The sequence below is a fragment of the Stenotrophomonas sp. LST15-1-1.1 genome (genome assembly GCF_040815575.1).
Taxonomy (GTDB): domain Bacteria; phylum Pseudomonadota; class Gammaproteobacteria; order Xanthomonadales; family Xanthomonadaceae; genus Stenotrophomonas; species Stenotrophomonas lactitubi_B.
In genome coordinates, this window is the sequence record NZ_JBFPNJ010000010.1 from 1 (window position 1) to 1,100 (window position 1,100).

1 protein-coding gene is annotated in these 1,100 nt (G+C 61.3%); it reads left to right on the forward strand.

Annotated features, from left to right (window positions below):
• Window positions 1–50: 50 nt before the first annotated feature.
• Window positions 51–1,100 (forward strand): IS3 family transposase gene (locus tag MRBLST15_RS07585; protein ID WP_367785611.1). Its coding sequence is split into 2 segments (ribosomal slippage), with 1,051 coding nucleotides annotated over them: window positions 51–327 and window positions 327–1,100; the frame shifts between segments, so codons are not numbered across the junction. This gene is flagged as partial in the annotation.

Genomic DNA, 1,100 nt, shown 5'->3' on the forward strand with positions numbered 1-1,100 from the left:
CGACGTCCCCCCGAGATTGAGTAGCGAAGCGGTTTGGAGTCCAATCCTCAATGAGAAGGAGATTGGACGTGAAGAAGCGCTTTTCCGAAGAGCAGATCATCGGCTTCCTACGCGAAGCTGAGGCCGGCATGCCCATCAAGGACCTCTGCCGCCAGCATGGCTTTAGCGAGGCCTCGTACTACCTGTGGCGCAGCAAGTTCGGCGGCATGAGCGTGCCCGACGCCAAGCGGCTCAAGGACCTGGAGGCGGAGAACACACGCCTGAAGAAGCTACTGGCAGAACAGGTCTTCGAGAACGACGTCATCAAGGATGCGTTGCGAAAAAAGTGGTGACCGCACCGGCGCGCAGGCTGCTGGTGCGGAGCATGGTCGAGAAGGGATTGAGCGAGCGGCGAGCGCTGACGGTGGTGCGGATGAGCGCTAGCGCGCTGCGCTATGAGCCTCGGGCCGACCGCAACGTTGAGCTGCGCGAGCAGATCGCTGCGCTGGCGCATCGGCACAGACGCTACGGGGTGGGCATGATCCATTTGAAACTGCGGCAGAAAGGGCTTGTCGTGAACTACAAGCGAGTGGAGCGCCTGTATCAGGAAGCGGGCCTGCAGGTGCGTCGCAGAAAGCGTAAGAAGGTGCCGATAGGCGAGCGCCAGCCCCTCCTGCGGCCGTCCGCTGCCAATGAGGTGTGGTCGATGGACTTCGTGTTCGACCGCACCGCGGAAGGCCGGGTGATCAAGTGCCTGACCATCGTCGACGACGCCACCCACGAGGCTGTGGCCATCGAAGTGGAGCGGGCAATTTCCGGGCAAGGCGTGTCCAGGGTGCTGGACAGGCTGGCCATGCAGCGCGGCTTGCCACGAGTGATCAGGACAGACAACGGCAAGGAGTTTTGCGGTAAGGCGATGGTGGCCTGGGCTCACGAAAAGGAAGTTGCCCTGCGTCTGATCGAACCGGGCAAGCCGAACCAGAATGCTTACGTCGAGTCTTTCAACGGGCGTTTACGCGATGAATGCCTCAACGAGCACTGGTTCCCGACATTGCTTCATGCCCGTACCAGCATCGAAAGCTGGCGGCGCGACTACAACGAAGAAAGGCCCAAAAGAGCGC